Source organism: Pseudomonas sp. RIT-PI-S, from assembly GCF_025642975.1.
Classification (GTDB): Bacteria; Pseudomonadota; Gammaproteobacteria; order Pseudomonadales; family Pseudomonadaceae; genus Aquipseudomonas.
Genome location: NZ_JANZKJ010000007.1, coordinates 1 through 17,475, shown reverse-complemented (window position 1 = coordinate 17,475; position 17,475 = coordinate 1). Strand labels below are relative to the sequence as shown.

The following is a 17,475-nucleotide window of genomic DNA, read 5'->3' as shown; positions in this document are numbered from 1 at the left end:
TTCAATGCGCGCCCCTCAACCTGGAGCGCTCAAGCATGCCATCTCCTGCAAACACTGCCGTTTCGCTTGTTGACCCCTTCTTATTCACCGAGGCCCAGCCTGAAGCGAACCCTGGGCCGCTCACTGCCGAACTATGGGGTGCGGTAGACACTTACCAGCGGTCGATCGAGCGCCAGCTCGAACGGCACCTCAGCGGCCGCGATACGTCTGCCTGGCCATCGTTGCTGCTGGCCATGGACTCGCTCCAAGGCTGGCACGAGCAATGCCGAGAGCAGGTGCTAGGGCTGTTGGCAAGGCCCGCCGTTGCCACACCGACGCAAAACGTTCCGGCGGCCTACCGCCAGTCGAACCTTTCTGGTGCACTGGCCGAAGCACAAGTGCAACGCCTGCTGGGGGCGTTGACCGAAAGCGAATTCACGGCCATCGAACGCTCCCTGGAGCGCCTTCTGGACCACCAAGAGCTGCCCCAGGGTTATCAGTTTGGTCAGCTTGCCCTTGCCGATGGGGAAAACCGCACAACCTGGCACGGGGCTTTGGTACTGAGCACGTTCAACGAGCTGGCCAGGTTGCCGACCTCGCCCCGAGTGCTGCTGTACCGCTTCGGCGTTCATGGCGGATGGAGCGCGCATGCTTCTAGCGAAGCGCTGCTCGGCGTCGCGGGAACCGCGCTGGGCGCCCTTGCCTCGCAACAGGTCACCCTGGAAGCGGCCGAGCACACTGCCTTCGATGACACCTTGAACGCCCGGGTGGCGGCGCTGACCGTGCCAGCAGGCAGTGGGCCACGCGATCGCGAGACACGAGAACGGTTTGCGCTTGAGGCCCTCGACGAGTTGACCGTGCCGGTGAACCCCGCACGTTTGCTTGCCTTGGCGCGGGTAGAAGAAACCCGTCGCTCATTGCGCCTAGGGGAGGAAGCGCACACTTGGTTAACGCGCCTGTCGCCGCAAGTGCGCCATCAACTTGCCCGGCTGATTACCGACTACGCCGCCGCGATGGTAGCCAGTGAGCAGTTGCTGCAGCGCGACCTGCCTGCCCGGGATGCCTACACGGCCACCCAGGTAAATGAACTGCTGGTCTCCCGCTTCGGCTTGAGCGAACCCTGCCGGGTGCGGCTCAAGCTGCCGTTGCAGGTCCACTTGGTGAAAGAGCCGGTGGCAGGCTCCGGAGCCCCCGGCACCCCGGTAAAGCAGGTTCCACGCCCCTCCCGTGACACCGAAGTGCTGCCGCTCGAAGCCTTGGCACTGGGCCAGATCGATGACGCCTTGGCCGAGCGGCTGGCGTTTCTCGAGGTACAGGTGTCTCCGCCCCATCATCCCCAGCAGCAAGCACTGGCCGCGGGCATCGATGCTGCCTGGCTACGCAGGGCGATGCCCGAACTGGATGTGGCCGGTACCTATGAGCGGTTGCTGGCCGATGCCTACCTGCGTGCCGGCCAGTTCAGGGGCGCGGCTGACGAAGATGAAGCGGTGTTGGCTCGTCCTTTTGCCTTGATGCTGGAAATGCAATGGGTGATCGCCCGCCAGCAAGGGCGGCTCGACGCACATGGCGTGCTGATGGCCGAGCGTGCTTGCCATGCTACCCGCCAAGACGCCTGGCAGGCCGGCGGCATGGACCTGACGCTGCGGCCGGCGGCCCTCACCCTCTTCGACGAACGCACTCACAGCAGTGGCAGTACCTTGGCCGGCGTGACCTTCGTGCATGACCGCGTCAGTGACAATACCTTGCTCTATCTGCCGGAGGCGCCCGACGGCCGAATGTTTCGCCAGTACCCTACCTTGGCAAAGGCCATCGAGGCGCTGGCGGATTTGTTCGTGGACCAGCGCCTGCGCCGTTATTTGTGTGAGCGGGCGGTAGAAGGCGATCCAGGACGCCTGGAAAACCTTGTAGACCAAGCGCTCATCCGTGGCTACCGCAACCTGGTCAGCGCCCGCGAGCCATGGCCTGCTCATCAGTCGCTAACGCGTAATCAATACCTGGCCAACCTCGGCCTTAGGGTTCGCGCGCACCGCGCGACCTCCACCTCGCGGGCCGATCAGGTGTTCCATAACGCTCGCCAGAGTGGTGTCGAAGCCGTGCGGTGGATTCGTATTGCTCTGGGGTTCATCCCGTTCGTGGGAAGCGCGATCGCGTTGGTGGACGCGGTCGAGGCAGGCATCGAGGCAGGCCATGCCTTCAGCGCTGGCGACAGCGTCCGTGGGTTGGAGGCCACCGAGTCGGTGCTGCTGTCGATTGTCGATGCATTATTCGATTTCGGCCCCGCAGCGCTCGTCAGCGGCGCTGGCACTGCCAGCCTGGTGGCGACGACCCGTGCCCGCCAACTTCGCCACGGCCTGGAAGGTGCCGGCCGCCTGCGCCAGCTGTCGAGCTGGAGCGCAAGACGTGCCGAAGAAGCCTTCAGCGGCTATGAGAGCGGCACCATGCTGACCGTGACACCGGGGACCGAAGGCCGCTGGCGCAACGTTTACCGCGAGCCAGACGGCAACTTCATCGCCCGCGGCAGCCACACCTACGCCGTGCTCTGGGATGAGAACCATCGCACCTGGCGCCTGGCGCCGACCCTTACCCGTGGTTACCGGCAGCCGGTAGCGCTGGACGAAACCGGCCGCTGGCAGACCCATGGTCAGCTCTATGGCAGCCTCGTGAACGGCGGCTTGCGCGGTGGGGGCGGCGTGCAAAGCTATATCGCCGATCGGCTGGACCCTCTATGGCCGGACACCTTGCGCCGGATGCTGCCGCGCTGGTGGACCGACGCCCATTTTCGCCGCCAGCAGCAATTGCTCAGCGAACGCGCCACACGCTGGAATGCCATCGTTGAGCATGAACAGGCAGGCACCCGGACGCTGGAGGCTTACAAACGCGGCGAAGCCACGCTGCAGGAAACGCTGGACGCCACTAACCGGACCATCGCCTCTGCGCTTGCATTGAATGAAACCCTGGAGCAGTACCGTGCCGTTACCCGCGGGCGGCGCTTCACCCAGTCCGGCGTGGACCAAAGCCGCGTTGCAGCAACGATCTGCGCCAAATCTCAATTACAGATCAAATTGTCGTTCGTCGAATCCGAGCGGCTGACAGAGCTGGCGGTGCGACAGCGCGAGGACTTACGCCGGCTGATCCAGGCAGTGAGAGATGACGACACCATCAATAGCCCGTTGATAGAGCCGTTGCTGGTCAAATTCAGAGACATTCGCCAGACCCTCGCCGGGCTGCTTGAGCAGTACGACAGGATGGAACAGAGCCTGGAACGCCTGCGCCTCTGGGAGCGCCGAGTCAGCTCCGCCGAGCATCGGCGCACGCTACATCCGGAGACCCAAAACATTTCCAGGGTCCTGGCTCAAGAGCCGGTGACACTCCTGCGCGTATCGCTGCTGATGGACCTGGCCCCGACCAACGAGCTTGGGCAAGCTTCGTGGGCCTACATGCGACGCCTTTTTTCGCCCGCTCGCAAACGCTTCGATCGGGTTGCCCAATCGGCCTTCACCGGCGAAGCGCTTAACCTGCAGCCACAACAGCGGCAACGGCTGAAAAGCCAGCTCAAGGAACAAAGCCAGGCGTTCATTCGGGTGCTGCGGCGGCTGCTGGCAAGTTATCCCGAGCAGTTCGACCCGGCGCTGAGCGAACGCCTGCTGGAGGAGTTGCGCAAGCTTCACGATGGTTTGCCAGTACAACCGATGAGGCCGGAGGCAGTATCGGGGCGGGTGCGCCCGCGGGTGTTCGAAGGCGACGGCCTGCTGCTGGTCGGCGACCCGATACCCAACGAGCCGGACGTGTTGGTGATCCCCCGCGTGGACAACCGGCCGGAACGCTGGACCCGCGGCATCGACCAGAACTGGATTCCGGCCGAACCCGTCACCACCGCGCCGATTGCAAGCCCTCTGCCGATGTTGGTGCGCCATGCCGAAGACAGGCTGGGGCAATTGCCCGCGCTGCGCCGTCGTCTGCAACGTTATGCGAACCAGCGAACCCTGCCAGCCGACCTGGAAGACCTGTACCTGGGGGAGAGCCAGGAACTGGAATACCGCATCCGCCAATTACGGGAGGCCGACCCCAACAACAATCAGGCGGCATTGATAGAGCGCTTGCAACAGGAAGCCGAACGGCTGCGTGAAGAAGGGCGCCAGGCGCGGATTCAACATTCCAAAACCTCATCCAGCCCCAGCGGAGGGCATCTGGAGTATCTGCTGGAGGCCGGTGAGGTTCGCATCCGCAGGGTCGGCACGCTGCAACGCTCTGGCGCCCGGCCCGCGATCCGAAATTGGTTGCAGGAGTACGAAATCCTCGACCTGCGCAACGGGCAGCCACTGTGCTACGCCCATTTCCACTACGCCGTCGAGCAACCTCGGTTTGGAGACTTCGTGGCGGCCCACCTGAAAACGCCGGCGCAGAGGTTCCAAGCCGCTTCCGCACCAGGCGAACCAGCCATCTGGCGGGGTGAGATCAGCCGCCGGCTTGCAAACAGGGTATTCCAGCCCTTGTTCCAATAACCCTATGCGCCGCCACCTTGGTGGCGGCGCGCTGTTCTCCAACAGGCCCCCTTCCAGATAACGGCCGCCGATAGCCCCTGAACAAACCTACGCCGCGTTCCAGGTTGCAAACAGCAGCGGTGGCTTGTTGCCTAACGCTGCATGAGTCAAACTCAGGCCTAATCAAACTAACCTGAAGATCATTCATGGTGACCCGTGCTTGAGATACGCCATTTAAAAACCCTCCACGCCCTGCGTGACGCCGACAGCCTGGTGGAGGCGGCGGAGCGCTTGCACCTGACCCAGTCCGCGCTGTCGCACCAGTTCAAGGAGCTGGAGGACCGTTTGGGCATGCCGCTGTTCATGCGCAAGACCAAACCGGTACGTTTCACCAGCGCGGGCTTGCGCCTGCTGCAACTGGCCGACGCCGCCCTGCCGCTGATGCGCGGCGCGGAACGCGACATCGCCCGGCTGGCCGGCGGTACAGCCGGGCGGCTGCACATGGCGATCGAATGCCACAGCTGCTTTCAATGGTTGATGCCGACCATTGACCAATTTCGCGACGCCTGGCCGGAAGTCGAACTGGACCTGGCCTCAGGCTTTGCCTTCGCCCCTCTTCCCGCGCTGGCCCGGGGCGACCTGGACCTGGTCGTGACTTCCGACCCGGTCGACCTCGCCGGCATTACCTATGTGCCGCTATTCACCTACGAAGCCATGCTCGCGGTGGGCAACCAGCACCCCTTGGCCAGCAAGCCGTGGATCGAGCCGGAAGACCTGCGCGAGCAAACCTTGATCACCTACCCGGTGGAGCGGGACCGCCTGGACATCTTTACCCGCTTCCTGGAGCCAGCGGAGATCGAGCCGGCAGCGGTACGTACCGCCGAACTGTCGGTGATGATGATGCAGTTGGTCGCCAGCGGTCGGGGCGTGTGCGGCATGCCGCACTGGGCCCTGCATGAATACAGCGCGCGTGGCTACGTCAAGGCGCGGCGGCTGGGTGAAAAAGGCCTGTTCGCAACACTGTATGCGGCTATCCGCGCCGACATGCTCGATGCGCCCTTTATGCGGGACTTCCTGCTGACCGCCAAGGACACGTCCTTCGCCACCCTCGACGGCGTGAGCGCAGTGCGCTAAGGCGCCCGTACCGCCCGGCGGCGCTTGCAAGGCGGCCGCCACAGCCCCATAAAGGACGCATGAACCTGCCTCCTGTGGACCCTATCCTCGACGCCTTTCACCCGGCCGTATGCCGCTGGTTCCGCCAGAGCTTCCCGGCGGTGACACCGGCGCAAGCGGCGGCATGGCCGCTCATCCGCGCCGGCCATTCCATCCTGGTCGCCGCGCCTACCGGTTCTGGCAAAACCCTGACGGCATTCCTGGCGGTGCTGGACGAGCTGGTGCACCAGGCGCTCGGGCCCGGCGGGCTGCCCGAGCAGACACTGGTGGTCTATGTGTCGCCGCTCAAAGCCCTGTCCAATGACATCCAGATCAACCTGCAACGCCCGTTGGCCGGTATCAGCGGCCAACTAGAGGCCATGGGCTTGCCACCGCTACGCCTGCGCACCGCCGTGCGAACCGGCGACACTCCGCAAAAAGAGCGGGCGGCGATGCGCAAGCAACCTCCGCATATCTTGGTGACCACGCCAGAATCGCTGTACGTGTTGCTCGGGTCAGATGGCGGGCGGCAAATGCTCGCTGGGGTGGGCACGGTGATCGTCGATGAAATCCATGCCGTGGCCGACAGCAAGCGCGGCAGCCACATGGCGTTGAGCCTGGAGCGTTTGCAGGCTCTGAGTGGCGCGCCGTTGCGGCGGATCGGCCTGTCTGCGACGCAAAAGCCGATCGAACGGGTGGCCGCCTTTTTGGTGGGCGCTGAGCGTGCCTGCGAGATCGTTGACGTGGGCCATGCCCGCCCTCGCGACCTGGCGCTGGAAGTGCCGCCGGTGCCGCTGGGCGCCGTCATGGCCAACGATGTGTGGGAACTGGTCTACAACCGCCTCGCGGAGCTGGCCCGTGATCACCGCACCAGCCTGATTTTCGTCAACACCCGGCGGCTGGCCGAACGCTTGACCCGCCACCTGAGCGAGCGCCTGGGCCGTGAGCATGTGGCAGCACACCACGGCAGCCTGGCGCGAGAGCAACGGCTCAGCGCCGAGCAGCGCCTGAAGAACGGTGAGCTGCGGGTGCTGGTCGCCACCGCCTCGCTAGAGTTGGGTATCGACATTGGCGAAGTCGAGCTGGTGTGCCAGATTGGTTCGCCCCGCTCCATCGCCGCCTTTCTGCAACGGGTGGGGCGTTCGGGGCACCAGGTCGGCGGCACGCCCAAGGGCCGGCTGTTCGCGACGTCCCGGGACGACCTGATCGAATGCGCCGCCCTGCTCGACTGCGTACGCCGCGGCGAACTGGACGAGCTGAAACTGCCCAGGGCGCCGCTGGATGTGCTGGCCCAGCAGATCGTCGCTGAAGTCAGCTGCCAGGAATGGCACGAAGACGCCCTGCTGGCGTTGTTCCGCAAGGCCCAGCCCTATGCCGGGCTGGCCGAGGCCGACTACCGTGATCTGCTCGCTACGCTGGCCGAGGGCTACAACACTCGCCAAGGCATGCGCAGTGCCTACCTGCACCGCGACGCCGTGAGCGGCACCTTGCGCGGCCGGCGTGGCAGCAAGCTGACGGCCGTCACCAGCGGCGGCACCATCCCCGATAACGCCGACTACAGTGTGGTGCTCGAGCCCCAGGGCCTGAACATCGGCACGGTGAACGAAGACTTCGCTGTGGAAAGCCTGGCCGGTGACGTGTTCCAGCTGGGTAACACCTCGTATCGCATCCTGAGGGTGGAAGGTGGCCGCGTGAGGGTCGAAGACGCCAAGGGCATGCCGCCGAACATTCCGTTCTGGCTAGGGGAGGCGCCCGGCCGCAGCGATGAGCTGTCGCTCTCGGTGGCTCGCCTGCAGGCGTCGATCGACCAGCGCCTGGCCGTCAGCGAGGGCCGCCATGGCCCGCTGCTGGACTGGCTCACCACCGAGTTAGGGCTGGGCCTGGCCAGCGCCGAGCAATTGCTGGATTACCTGGGGCGCACCCGCCAGACGCTGGGGGCGTTGCCGTCTCAGGATACGCTGGTAATGGAGCGTTTCTTCGATGAGTCGGGCGGGACCCAACTGATCATCCACTCCCCCTTTGGCAGCCGGCTCAACCGTGCCTGGGGCCTGGCCCTGCGAAAGCGCTTCTGCCGCACCTTCAACTTCGAGCTACAGGCTGCCGCCAGCGAAGACGCCATCGTACTGTCGCTGTCCACCAGCCATAGCTTCGCCCTCGACGAGGTGTGGCATTACCTGCACAGCAACAGCGCCGAAGCGGTGCTGGTGCAAGCGCTGCTGGACGCGCCACTGTTCGGCGTACGCTGGCGCTGGAACGCGGCCACCGCCCTCGCCCTGCCGCGCTACACCGGCGGGCGCAAGGTGGCGCCGCAGTTGCAGCGCATGAAAAGCGAAGACCTGATCGCCAACGTGTTCCCCGACCAGATCGCCTGCCTCGAGAACATCGTTGGCGAGCGGGAAATTCCCGATCATCCGCTGGTGCGGCAAACCCTGGACGATTGCCTCCATGACGCGCTGGACAGTGACGGCTGGCTGCACCTGCTCAAGCGCATCGAAGCAGGTGATGTGCGGCTGATTGCCCGTGACCTCCCGGCCCCCTCTCCCCTGGCCGCGGCGATTCTCAATGCGCGGCCGTATGCCTTTCTCGATGATGCGCCGCTGGAGGAGCGACGTACCCAGGCCGTTCTCAGCCGCCGCTGGACCGACCCCGAGTCGGCTGACGACCTCGGCGCGCTGGACCCCGAGGCGATCCGCGCGGTCAGTGAGGAAGCCTGGCCCCAGCCGCAAGGCGCCGATGAAATGCATGAAACCTTGATGACCCTCGGCGCGGTGACCGAAGCCGAAGCCCAAACGTGCCCTCACTGGCAGGGTTGGCTGGGCGGGTTGGCCGCAAGTGGTCGCGCTGGGCGGATCACTCCCACAGCAGGCGAACCGCTGTGGTTCGCCCGCGAGCGGCTGACCTGCCTTCAAGCCGCTTACCCCGGCGCCCTGGTTGAACCAACCTTGGCCGCCCTGCCCGGCTTCGGCCAAAGCTGGGCACAGGAGGACGCACAGCTGGAGTTGATCCGCGGCCGCCTGGGCGGCTTTGGCCCCTTGCGCACGGCCGATATCGCCGCGCCGCTAGGCTTGCCCCTCGGCGCGGTGGAACAGGCGCTGGCACGCCTCGAAGGCGAAGGCTATGTGATGCGCGGGCAGTTCCGCCCAGACCTGCCCCAGCCGCAATGGTGTGAGCGACACCTGCTGGCGCGCATCCACCGCTATACGGTCAAGCGGCTGCGCCGAGAAATCGAACCGGTGACCCTGCAAGACTTCGTGCGCTTTCTGTTCGACTGGCAGCACCTCTCCAGCGTAACCCGCATGGAAGGCAGCGCCGCGCTCGCCCAGGTGCTGGCAAAGTTCGAGGGCTACAGCGCGCCGGTCAGTGCCTGGGAAAGCGACCTGCTGCCAGCACGGGTAAAGGGCTACAGCCCGATGTGGCTGGACGAAGCCTGTCGCTCCGGTAAAACCCTATGGCTGCGCCGCGCCAGCGCCGGGAAAAATACCGGTAGCACCTTGCGCGCGACCCCTATCATGCTGCTGCCGCGGGCGCGCCTGGGCCTGTGGCAAGCGCTGGCCAATGAGGAGGGTGCCACGGTGCTGAGCCCGCGGGCGCAAAAGGTGCTCGATGCCCTGCGCGAACAGGGCGCGCTGTTTTTCGACGAGTTGCAAGATGAGGCGCGGCTGCTGCGCACCGAACTGGAAAATGCCTTGGCCGAGCTGGTGGCAGGCGGCTTGGTGAACGCTGACAGTTTCGCCGGGCTACGAGCCTTGGTTACCCCGGCCAGCAGCCGGCAGCAGCGCAGCAGCCGGCGCGGCCTGGGCGCATTCATTGGCGGCATGCAGGACGCGGGCCGCTGGGCCTTGTTGCGTCGCCCAGGCAACCCGCCGGAGCGCACGGACCTGCTCGAACAGGTGGCGATGACCTTACTGCGGCGGTATGGGGTAGTGTTCTGGCGCTTGCTGGAACGCGAAGCGGACTGGCTGCCCAGCTGGCGCGAGCTGCTGCGCACGCTGCACCGGCTGGAAGCACGCGGCGAGATCCGTGGCGGGCGCTTCGTTGCCGGCCTGGCGGGCGAACAGTTCGCCTTGCCGGAAGCCATCCCCCTGCTACGCGAGGTGCGCCGACGGCCGTTGGACGGCAGCCTGGTCACGGTGTCCGCGGTGGACCCGCTGAATTTCTCCGGCACTTTGCTGCCTGGCACCCGAGTACCGGCCTTGGCCGGCAACCGCCTGGTGTACCGTGACGGCGTGCCTGCCGCGGCCCTCATCGCAGGCAAGCCCTGCTATTGGCAAGAGCAGGACCGCGCCCTGCTCGAAGCCCTGACCCGCAAACCACTTTTATAGAACAACCATCGCGTGATGGCTAGGCGATAGCCAGGGAGCCTGGAGCGCCCACGGTTCGCAGGCTAGCGCCAGCTCCTACATGCCGAGGCCGTAGCAGCCGGGCTTGCCCGCGACCAGACGTAGCGCCGGGGTAACGCCCGTCGCCGGTAAGCCGTGCTGCTACGGGTTGGCGAACCAGCAGCGCGAGGGGTTCGCAGCTTCGGCCACTAACCTTGAAAACTACGCATTCCCCGCCAGCCGGAGGCGCGCCGCCTGGGTGAAGTCCAGCATGCGCTTGAGCGGGCGGATGGCCTGGGGGATCAGCGCGGGGTCGACGAAGATTTCGTTGCTGCCTTCGCGCAGGCATTGCAGGGTCCGCTGCAAGGTGTTCATGGCCATCCACGGGCAATGCGCGCAGCTGCGGCAAGCCGCGCCGTTCCCTGCCGTGGGCGCTTCGATAAAGGTTTTGCCCGGGCACAGCTGCTGCATCTTGTAGAAGATGCCGCGGTCGGTGGCCACGATAAAGGTCGGGTTGGGCATGCGCTGCGCCGCGGCGATCAGTTGGCTGGTGGAACCCACGGCATCAGCCAAGGCAATCACCGCCTCAGGGGATTCGGGGTGCACCAGCACCGCCGCGTCGGGGTACAGGGCCTTGAGGTCTTCCAGTTGCCGGGACTTGAACTCCTCGTGAACGATGCAGGCCCCGTCCCACAGCAACATATCGGCACCCGTGTGCTTCTGGATATAGCCACCGAGGTGGCGATCCGGTGCCCAGAGAATCTTCTCGCCGTTATCCATCAGGCTTTCGACGATCTCCACCGCGCAACTGGACGTTACCACCCAGTCGGCGCGCGCCTTAACCGCCGCGGAGGTATTGGCATATACCACTACGGTGCGGTCTGGATGCTGGTCACAAAAGGCCGAGAATGCATCTACCGGGCAGCCCAGATCCAGGGAGCAGGTCGCCTCCAGGGTAGGCATCAGCACGCGCTTTTCCGGGTTGAGGATCTTCGCGGTTTCGCCCATGAAGCGCACCCCGGCCACCAGCACGGTGCTGGCGCTGTGTTGGTTGCCGAAGCGTGCCATTTCCAGTGAATCCGACACGCAGCCGCCGGTTTCTTCCGCCAGCGCCTGGATTACCGGGTCGCAGTAATAGTGCGCCACCAGCACCGCGTCGCGCGCTTTCAGCTCGGCGGCGATAGCGCGGCGATAGTCGGCCTCTTCGGCCGGAGTGAGCGCCACGGGTTGCCTGGCGTCCAGGTGAGCCTGGACCAGCAAGCGTTCGGAAATCTGAGACATGGGCAGAACCTGTAAGCGCTGATGTACAAAGCGCAACTATACACCAGGCCGCCACCCTCAGGCCTGCGCCATGAGGGCCTGGGCCTGCGCACAGGTTCCTGAGCTAGACCGCTGGTGGGTCCGCCAGCTCGGGCATGCGTGGGACCTGCCAATGACTGGCCAGAACCAGCGGCATCGGCCGGCCGGTCAGGTAGCCCTGCACTTTATCGGCGCCCAGCCGGCGCAACGTGACGAGATCGGCCATGCTTTCAACGCCCTCGGCCACCACGCTGCTTCCGGTCTCCCGGGCGAAAGCGATCAGCGCCGAGGCCATGGCCCTGCGCTGGCTGTCACTCTCGATGCCCTTGGTCAAGGCCATGTCCAGTTTGATGATGTCTGGGCGCAGCTGAAGGATGTGCCGCATGCTGGCGTAGCCGGCACCCGCGTCGTCGATGGCCAGGCGCAGCCCGGCCGAGCGTAGCGGGCCGATGGCATCATCCAGCGCACCGTAGTCGGACACCACGCTGTGCTCTGTCAGCTCCAGCACCAGCCGCCTTGGGTCGTAGCCGGCCAGCACCATAGGCAGCCGCCGCGAAAGGAACAACGCTGGCGAGCAATTGACCGACAGGTAATGGTGCGCCGGCAGCTGTTCCAGCCCGTCGAGGGCTTTCTCTACGGCGCGCAGTTCCATTTCCAGCCCAAGGCCCGCTTCCGCAGCCTCCTGGAACCACAGGTCAGGGCTGCGCCGGGGCTCGGTGGTAAAGCGTGACAGGGACTCCCAGCCACAGATCTCCCCTTGGCGCAGATCGACGATGGGTTGGTACACGACGTTAGGTTGGGCGGTTGCGAGGGCCGCGCAGATGATCCGGTGCTTACGCAAGCGTTCATCCTTGAGGCGCTGTTCGTCTTCGATGCGATCCGCGATCAGCTCGGCAAAGACCTTGAGCATGCCCAGGTCGCGCTCGCCGAGGCTGGTATCGGCACGGTTGGAAAAACAACAAAGGGTGCCATAGATGCGCCCACCGGTCAGGCGGACCGGCACACTCAGATGTGCGCCAATGGGCAGGGCTCGGGTTTCGGGGATGGCCATGGCCAAGGGAACCTTGGCGGTATCCGGGATCAGCTCTGGCAACACGCCGTCGACGACTTTCTTGCAGTAGCCCGCTTCCAGCGGCAGCACATCCCCAGGCTTCAAGGGTGCGACGCCACGGGCGTCCACATGGGTGAACACACGGTCTTTTTCGCGGAAACGAGAAACGAAGGCTACATCCATGTTCAGGTGGGTGCGCACGGCTCGCAGCACCTTGTCGATCCCTTCCTCCCCGGCTTCGATCGGGGGTTTGAGGGCCATTACACTGGTCAACTGCATGACTGACCTCCTTGTGACACGGCTATACAAGAAGGTTAGATGCTATAAGGTTGGATCCGCCATGTCCTACCCCCCTCCTGCGCCACTATTGAGCATGCCATTCGTCGCCTGGGCCGCCGCGCTTGCCGTCCTGGTAGCGCGGCGGCGAATGGTGAGGCCGGCCGTTGCGATCAGTTTTCACCGCGCCGGGAGGGGCCGCCGTGACTGTGCTGGCCGCCGATGCGTGCTTTCTCGGCGCGATCGGTCTTGACGTCCGCGTGAGGCGGCAGCTTACGTGCGCCTTGGCTGGATTTTTCCATGTCCGTGGGGCCGTAAGTCGGCTTGTGATGATTGGTCATGACATATTCTCCGCGGGTTACGAGTAACTGACGCCTGGCACGGACCAGGTTCGTCATAACGTGGGATAAATACAGTGCTAACTTATAAGGCGAACTAAAAATTTGGTCTTTCTACTACTATCGCTAAGGGCTTACTTGAATTGCCGGCCTATATAGCGAGCGCAAAGACTTTGGTAAACGCTCGCATGGCCGGCAACTTCAAGCATACCGTCGAAGGCCTGTCAGCTCTGGCCCGTACCCGCGTTACGAGTGTTGCCCTTTCCGGACCGCCGGCTACTGTTTTTCCCGCCGATGGCGCCCGCTTTAGCGGCCCGGGCCGGGTCGTTGGCAAAATTGCCACCGGACACACTACCGCCTTTGCGGCCGGCTTCTGCGGCGCGTTGTGGATTGTTTGCGAAGTTACCAGCATTCTTGCTCTTTACTGCCATGGCGATATCTCCTGGATGTGGGGCACTACTTACTTATGGAAGCAGCTGTATGGAATAAGTTTTTCGCGAACCGGAACGCAGCTGACAAACGGTTCAGCCTCCATCCGTCTATAAGCAGCGCCTTAGAGGAAAGTTCTATAAGGATTAAGAATTTACCCGCGCCAACCGCAAGCGATGGCTGTGGCGCCGGTCTTTTGAGCGGACCGACGGTCGCTGTAGCCTGTACCTGAGCTGAACAGCAAGGCGGCCGAAGGCACGGGTCGGCAGCCTGGAACGCTGAAGGCCACGCGGGTTCATACTCTAGGCTTTGTGCGTTTTCATTTCTTTGTTGGAGCTAGACCGTGGCGGACCCCGAAGACCGACCGAACTTTCGAGCCAATGATGGCGAGCCTGCGCTGCTCGGCCGCTTCGGCGTGGGCGCCCAGCCCAGCATGGGCGACCTGAACGCCAGCGTGCGCGTGCCCAGCGGGGGTGGCTGGCTGCGGCGGTTGCTGGCCTTCGCCGGGCCAGGCTATATGGTCGCCGTCGGTTATATGGACCCCGGCAACTGGGCCACCGACCTCGCCGGCGGATCGCAGTTTGGCTACATGCTGCTTTCAGTGATTTTGCTCTCTAACCTGATGGCCATCGTGCTTCAGGCCTTGGCCGCCCGCCTCGGCATCGCCACAGGGATGGACCTGGCACAGGCGTGCCGGGCGCATTACAGCCGGCCAGTGCGTATTGCTCTGTGGCTTGCGTGCGAACTGGCGATCATCGCCTGCGACCTCGCGGAGGTCATCGGTACGGCCATCGCGCTGAAGCTCTTGTTCGACATTCCCCTGCTGTGGGGCGCAGTGCTGTGCGCCGCTGACGTTTTTCTGATCCTGCTGTTGATGCAGCGTGGTTTCCGCTGGCTCGAAGCATTCGTGGTCGCCTTACTCACGCTGATCTTTGTATGTTTCGCCGCACAGATGGTCATGTCCCAGCCGCCTATTGCCGCAGTGCTGCACGGCTTCGTGCCGCAGAAGGAAATCCTGACCAATCCAGCGGCGCTGTACCTGGCGATCGGGATCATCGGCGCAACGGTGATGCCGCATAACCTTTACTTGCACTCCTCCATCGTGCAAACCCGCGCCTATGAGCGCACGGATGCCGGCAAGCGGCTTGGCCTGCGCTGGGCGGTGACCGACAGCACTATCGCCTTGAGCCTGGCGTTATTTGTCAACGCGGCGATCCTGATCACTGCCGCAGCGGTATTTCATGCGGGCGGGCGTACGGACGTCGTAGATATCGAAAAGGCCCACGAACTCCTGTCGCCGATGCTCGGCATCGGTATTGCCTCCACCCTCTTTGCGATCGCCCTGCTCGCTTCGGGCGTGAACTCTACCGTGACTGCGACGCTTGCTGGGCAGATCATCATGGAGGGCTTCTTGCACATACGGATCCCCGACTGGGCAAGGCGTTTGCTCACCCGCAGCCTGGCGGTCATTCCCGTAGTGATCGTCACGGCGCTGTATGGCGAGCGTGGCACTTCTCAGCTGCTGGTGTTCAGCCAGGTTATCTTGTCGATGCAACTACCCATGGCGGTGATCCCGCTGGTGCGCTTCGTGACGGATCGTTCGAAGATGGGCCCATTGGTCGCAGGGCGCGTGCTGACCGTGCTGGCCTGGGGTATCTCGGGGCTTATCGTGGTGTTGAACGTAAAGCTACTGGCGGGGGCCGTACAGGACTGGCTTTAAGGCGGGAGCGCCATCCGCCCCTAACCCGGGGCGGATGGCAGCTGGGGCTTACTTGGCGTCGCCACCGTGGGCGGCAGCGAGTTTTTTCGCAGCGGCCAGGTGGGCTTCCAGCTTAGGCAGGGTGTCCTTGGCGAACATCTTGAGGTCGGCGTCTTCACCGTCCTTGATTTCTTTCTGGAAGATCTCGATGGTCGCTTCGTGGGCCTTGACCTGGTTATTGGCGTAGGACTTATCGAACGACTCATCACGGATGTCCAAGATCATCTTCTTGGCCTTGTCCATCAGCTCAGCGTCCGAAGCCACTTTCAGCTTCTTGGTAGCGGCAATGCCTTTGAGTTTGTCGTTGGCCATTTGATGATCCTTGATCATCATCTCAGCGAACGTTTTCACGTCGGCTGACTTGCTCTTTTCCAGTGCCAATTTGCCAGCCTCAACTTCCGCGATGCCTTTCGCAGACGCATCGTCGACGAAATCGTCAGCATCATAGGCAAAGGCCGAATGAGCGCCCAGCAGGAGGAATGCACCGCAAATACCGGCTTTCAGCTTCTTGTTCATAGAGATCGTCCTTTCTTCAATGGCAGGCTAAACAACATTTCACCTTCCTTCAGACGGAGCGATTCGCGTGGGGTTCAGCATTTCTTGAAGTTGAAGGGTTACTTAACCGTAAAAGCGTATTGGCCTTCGCTTCGATGAGTATCCACGGACACCACCTTCCACTTCACCTGCCAGGTGCCGGGCGTGAGCGGGGCCAGCGGCTTAGCCAGCAGCACGTTTGGGTCGTGATCAGCCACACGCAGTTGTGTTTTCACGCTTTGCCCGCCTGCATCGATCAAGGTCACTTCACTGAAGGCAGGTTCCACCCCCTCGCTAAACCCCAGGCGCACTTCGGCGGGGGCGATGACGGTGCTGTTTTCGGCGGGGCTGGGTTGGCGCAAGTGGGCATGGGCCCAGGCCATGGAGCTCAGGCAGCTGGCCAGGGCGAAGGCAAGAACGGCAGAGGTTTTCATCGGGCAGTGTGCTCAGGTTGCTAACGCGAAGCCGCGCCGAAGGCGCTGGCCAGGGGCTGCGATAATAGCGCCATGGCTTGGCGCCGGCGACCATTGCCGTATCAACCGCACCGGCCCGAACACTCTGCAATTACCGCTTCGATTAAACGGAACCGCAAGGGGGGTAAGTGCGGTCTACGTCATACATATCGGATAAGGAGCAAGACCATGCTGAAGTTCCTCGGCGGTACCGTGGGGATTATTTTCCTGATCGGCCTGATCGTGGTGATCGCGCTGTTCAAGTTCATCTTCTAGCGAGCCCCCTCGCCGAGGGCTGTGTTCAGGCCCTCCGCGTGCCTCCCGCGCTGTTTGCAAGCTGTGGTTACAGCACCCGTCAAGCGCGTTGCTGAAGGGGTTGCTCGGCGATTCGATAGCCATTTCGACCACACCGCTTGGCCTCGTACATGGCAGCATCCGCTTCGCTCAGCACCGTATTGACGCCAGTGCCGGCCGCACCCGAGTACAAGGCGACGCCTACGCTGGCACCGATCTTCACCGTGCCACCGGGGAGCGCGAATGGCAGCGCCATGGCATGGCAGATGTTCTCCGCGATGCGCCCGGCAATGTTTTCGGCGGTCACCCCTTGCGCGACCACTACGAACTCATCTCCAGCCAAGCGGCACACGAAATCCGCCTTGCGCACCGTCTGTTGCAAGCGCCCCGCGACTTCCTTTAGCAGTTCATCGCCGAAATCATGGCCATAGGCGTCGTTGATGCCTTTGAAGCCGTCCAGGTCGAGAAACAAGACGGCAAACGGCGGAGCGCTGGGCTCGCTGGCCTGGGCCAGCAGCTCATTCAGCGCACGCCGGTTGGGCAAGCCGGTAAGCGAATCGCGCATGGCTTTGTCCCGTAGCGAGCGTTCGACCTGTTTGCGCTCGGTCACGTCCTGAGACATCACGAAAAAGCCATGGACCTCGCCGTCGCGGATGTCTGGAATATAGGTCGCGGACCACACCCGGCCACGGTCGGGCTGGTAATGCACATGGTCATGAACCGCCCGCTCGCCGGCCAGTGCTCGGCGGAAGTAAGGCAGCAGCTCCTCGAACAGCCCAGGCGCCAGCACGTCCTCGATGCGCTTGCCTAGCAAGGTGTGCGTTGGCACTCCGAAGACCTGCCGGTACACATCATTATTGAACAGGTAGCGCAAGTTTCGATCGACGTGAGCGATCAGGATCGGCAGGTTGTCAGCGATCGCCTGCAAGGTACCTCGGCTGCGCATCAATTCCGCGGTCCGCGCTTGCACCCTTTGCTCAAGCTCTACCTGATGGTCCCTGACCAATGCCTCGCTCTGCTTGCGCTGAGAAATGTCGAAAATATCGGTGATGAAATGCAGCGGCTGGCCAAGCTCATCGCGCAGCAGGGCGACACTCAGCTCGACCCATACC

The 17,475-nt window shown here is 63.7% G+C and carries 10 protein-coding genes and 1 pseudogene; 4 read left to right on the top strand and 7 right to left on the bottom strand.

Annotation, left to right across the window (positions count from 1 at the left end; all coding sequences use genetic code 11):
• The first annotated feature begins 35 nt into the window (after positions 1–35).
• The 3 genes from OGL93_RS11560 to OGL93_RS11550 all read left to right on the top strand — a co-directional run bounded on the left by OGL93_RS11560 (position 36) and on the right by OGL93_RS11550 (position 9,934).
• On the top strand, positions 36–4,481 hold the full coding sequence (locus tag OGL93_RS11560; protein ID WP_263262787.1) for a DUF6543 domain-containing protein: 4,446 nt from the start codon (positions 36–38) through the stop codon (positions 4,479–4,481).
• Between the two features lie 195 nt (positions 4,482–4,676).
• Positions 4,677–5,594 (top strand): transcriptional regulator MetR, encoded by a 918-nt coding sequence (gene metR, locus OGL93_RS11555; RefSeq protein ID WP_263262786.1) that lies wholly within the window; start codon positions 4,677–4,679, stop codon positions 5,592–5,594.
• A gap of 59 nt (positions 5,595–5,653) precedes the next feature.
• On the top strand, positions 5,654–9,934 hold the full coding sequence (locus tag OGL93_RS11550; protein ID WP_263262785.1) for a DEAD/DEAH box helicase: 4,281 nt from the start codon (positions 5,654–5,656) through the stop codon (positions 9,932–9,934).
• 219 nt (positions 9,935–10,153) lie between these two features.
• Here OGL93_RS11550 and nadA read toward each other — a convergent pair whose 3' ends face one another.
• The 4 genes and pseudogenes from nadA to OGL93_RS11530 form a co-directional block, all read right to left on the bottom strand.
• Positions 10,154–11,212, bottom strand: coding sequence for a quinolinate synthase NadA (gene nadA / locus OGL93_RS11545; RefSeq protein WP_263262784.1), 1,059 nt, complete (start codon positions 11,210–11,212; stop codon positions 10,154–10,156).
• Between the two features lie 103 nt (positions 11,213–11,315).
• Positions 11,316–12,560, bottom strand: a complete 1,245-nt coding sequence (locus OGL93_RS11540; protein ID WP_263262783.1) for an EAL domain-containing protein — start codon at positions 12,558–12,560, stop codon at positions 11,316–11,318.
• A 170-nt stretch (positions 12,561–12,730) separates the two neighbouring features.
• A complete protein-coding gene (locus OGL93_RS11535) occupies positions 12,731–12,898 on the bottom strand; it encodes a hypothetical protein (RefSeq protein ID WP_263262782.1) in 168 nt (55 codons plus the stop codon).
• A gap of 275 nt (positions 12,899–13,173) precedes the next feature.
• Positions 13,174–13,308, bottom strand: a pseudogene (locus OGL93_RS11530) (general stress protein); the annotation flags it as partial.
• Positions 13,309–13,757: 449 nt separating this feature from the next.
• On the opposite strand from OGL93_RS11530, the gene OGL93_RS11525 reads away from it, so the two are divergent.
• Entirely contained in the window at positions 13,758–15,044 is a 1,287-nt protein-coding gene (locus OGL93_RS11525) for an Nramp family divalent metal transporter (RefSeq protein WP_263263002.1), read from the top strand.
• Positions 15,045–15,092: 48 nt separating this feature from the next.
• On the opposite strand, the gene OGL93_RS11520 is transcribed toward OGL93_RS11525, so the two are convergent.
• The 3 genes from OGL93_RS11520 to OGL93_RS11510 form a co-directional block, all read right to left on the bottom strand.
• Positions 15,093–15,599 (bottom strand): DUF4142 domain-containing protein, encoded by a 507-nt coding sequence (locus tag OGL93_RS11520; RefSeq protein ID WP_263262781.1) that lies wholly within the window; start codon positions 15,597–15,599, stop codon positions 15,093–15,095.
• A 98-nt stretch (positions 15,600–15,697) separates the two neighbouring features.
• Positions 15,698–16,051, bottom strand: a complete 354-nt coding sequence (gene copC, locus OGL93_RS11515; RefSeq protein WP_263262780.1) for a copper homeostasis periplasmic binding protein CopC — start codon at positions 16,049–16,051, stop codon at positions 15,698–15,700.
• 373 nt (positions 16,052–16,424) lie between these two features.
• The coding region (locus OGL93_RS11510) for a sensor domain-containing diguanylate cyclase (protein WP_263262779.1) at positions 16,425–17,475 on the bottom strand (1,051 nt) is incomplete at its 5' end.